The organism is Mesorhizobium sp. M7A.F.Ca.AU.001.01.1.1 (genome assembly GCF_004022735.1).
Taxonomy (GTDB): Bacteria; Pseudomonadota; Alphaproteobacteria; order Rhizobiales; family Rhizobiaceae; genus Mesorhizobium; species Mesorhizobium ciceri.
The window spans coordinates 1-2283 of the sequence record NZ_RZPF01000888.1 but is presented as its reverse complement, the minus strand read 5'-3'; the positions used below and the strand labels follow the sequence as shown (position 1 = coordinate 2283).

The 2283-nt window shown below is 64.3% G+C and carries 2 protein-coding genes; both read right to left on the bottom strand.

Going from position 1 to position 2283, the window contains the following annotated elements:
• Positions 1-438: DUF922 domain-containing protein (locus EN884_RS33475; RefSeq protein ID WP_128361024.1), on the bottom strand; the 438-nt coding region annotated here is incomplete at its 3' end.
• Between the two features lie 128 nt (positions 439-566).
• Complete coding sequence (locus EN884_RS33470; protein WP_013532620.1) at positions 567-2246, bottom strand: electron transfer flavoprotein-ubiquinone oxidoreductase; 1680 nt, start codon at positions 2244-2246, stop codon at positions 567-569.
• Between the last annotated feature and the right edge of the window lie 37 nt (positions 2247-2283).

Here is a 2283-nt window from a genome sequence, read left to right as displayed (position 1 = left end):
CCTGAGGCCGGAGATGGATCGTTCCGTGGCCCGCATCATCTCCCTGGCGATGCGGCCATGGGTTTCCTCATGGGCGCGGACGCCGGCGAAGAACCGCGTCCAGCGCTTCCGGAGCGTCGGGGTGGTGGCCGAGGCGACACGCGGAAATGTGTAGAAGAGATTGAGCGTGCCGTTGGCACGCCGCAAGCGGCAGACGCCATTGTCCTGGCTGGTGTCGAGGTCCCAATCCACAGCGTAGCCGGTCAGCGCGATGGCATGCGTCATGAAGCCGTGCTTCGGCCCCTTGCGGTCCATAGCTTGGACTAGCGCCAGCCCCGTGTTCCCGGTGATGTCGTAGGTCCGCGTCTTGACCACCACCCTGGTGCCGGCCGAGGCCGCCGAAGCCAGACCGAACAGCGCACCGATCGCCACTAGGCATGCCAGAACCGTCAGGCGCATGGCCATCTCCTTATCGTCAAGGAATGGAACCATAAGCGCGCGGCAGTTTCAACAGTTCTAATGTTCCACATGCCACGGGAGACCCCGAGCCATCGTCGGGACCTTTGCACGCTGCGGCCGGCGCGGGCCTACATGCCCTGATAGACCGGGCCTTCTCCGCCTTGCGGCGGCACCCAGTTGATGTTCTGGTTCGGGTCCTTGATGTCGCATGTCTTGCAGTGGACGCAGTTCTGCGCGTTGATGACGAAGCGCACATCCTTGGCCGTGGGATCGGCGGCGGCGTTGCCGTCCTTATCGACCCACTCGTAAACGCCGGCCGGACAATAGCGCGTCGAGGGGCCCGCAAAGACATCGTGCTCGGAACGCTTCTGCAGCTCCATGTCGCCGACAAGCAGGTGGACCGGCTCGTTTTCCTCGTGATTGGTGTTGGACAGGAACACCGAGGACAGCCTGTCGAAGGTCAGCACGCCATCGGGCTTCGGATAGGCGATCTTCTTGTGCCGGGCGGCAGGCTCGAGCGTTGCGTAGTCGGCCTTGCCATGCTTCAGCGTGCCGAAGGGCGAGACACCGAACAGCGTGTTCAGCCACATGTCGAGGCCGCCAAGGCCGACACCGACGATGGTGCCGAAGCGCGACCACAGCGGCTTGACGTTGCGCACCTTCTTCAGATCCTTGCCGATGTCGGTCGCGCGCCAGGCTTCCTCGTAGGACGCGAGTTCGTCGTTGGCGCGCCCGGCGCCGATCGCCTCGGCGACATGCTCGGCCGCCAGCATGCCGGACAGCACGGCATTGTGCGAACCCTTGATGCGCGGCACGTTGACGAAGCCCGCGGCACAGCCCATCAGCGCACCGCCGGGGAAGGACAATTTCGGCACCGACTGCCAGCCGCCCTCGGTGATGGCGCGCGCGCCATAGCCCAGCCGCTTGCCGCCTTCGAACGTAGCCGCGATCGCCGGATGGGTCTTGAAGCGCTGGAATTCCTCGAACGGCGACAGCCAGGGATTCTTGTAATTGAGGTGGAGGACGAAGCCGACCGCCACCTGGTTGTCCTCGAGATGGTAGAGGAACGAGCCGCCGCCGGTCTTCAAGTCAAGCGGCCAGCCGAAGGAATGCTGGACCAGCCCCGGCCGGTGGTTCTCCGGCTTGACCTGCCAGAGTTCCTTCAGGCCGATGCCGTATTTGCCCGGTTCGCGGCCATCGGAAAGCTTGTATCTGGCGATCAGTTGCTTGGCGAGCGAGCCGCGAGCGCCCTCCCCGATCAGCACATATTTGCCCATCAGCGCCATGCCGGGTGCGAAACCCGGGCCGTGCGTTCCGTCCTTCTCGACGCCCATGTCGCCGGTAACGACACCGGTGACGGCGCCTTGCTCATTGTAGAGCAGGCCGGCAGCGGCAAAGCCCGGATAGATCTCGACGCCGAGCGCTTCGGCCTTGGTCGCCAGCCAGCGGCAGACATTGCCCAGCGAAACGATGTAGTTGCCGTGATTGTTCATCAGCGGCGGCATGAAAATGTTGGGCAGACGGAACGAGCCGGCAGGACCAAGGACCAGGAAATGATCCGCGGTGACCGGCGTCTTGAAGGGATGGCCGTCCTCGTCGCGCCAGCCCGGCAAGAGCCGGTCGATGCCGATCGGATCGACGACGGCGCCGGAGAGAATATGGGCGCCGACCTCACCGCCCTTCTCCAGGACGACGACCGAAAGCTCGGGATTGACCTGCTTGAGGCGGATGGCGGCGGCGAGGCCCGCCGGACCGGCACCGACGATAACCACGTCGAATTCCATGCTTTCGCGTTCGATGTCGCTCATCAACCCCTCCGCACTGGCTTATCCCATTCGGGTATCT

Bases quoted from the DNA above. Each gene is read 5' to 3' on its own strand.
- EN884_RS33470 (WP_013532620.1), bottom strand. From the start codon at position 2,246: ATGAGCGACATCGAACGCGAAAGCATGGAATTCGACGTGGTTATCGTC.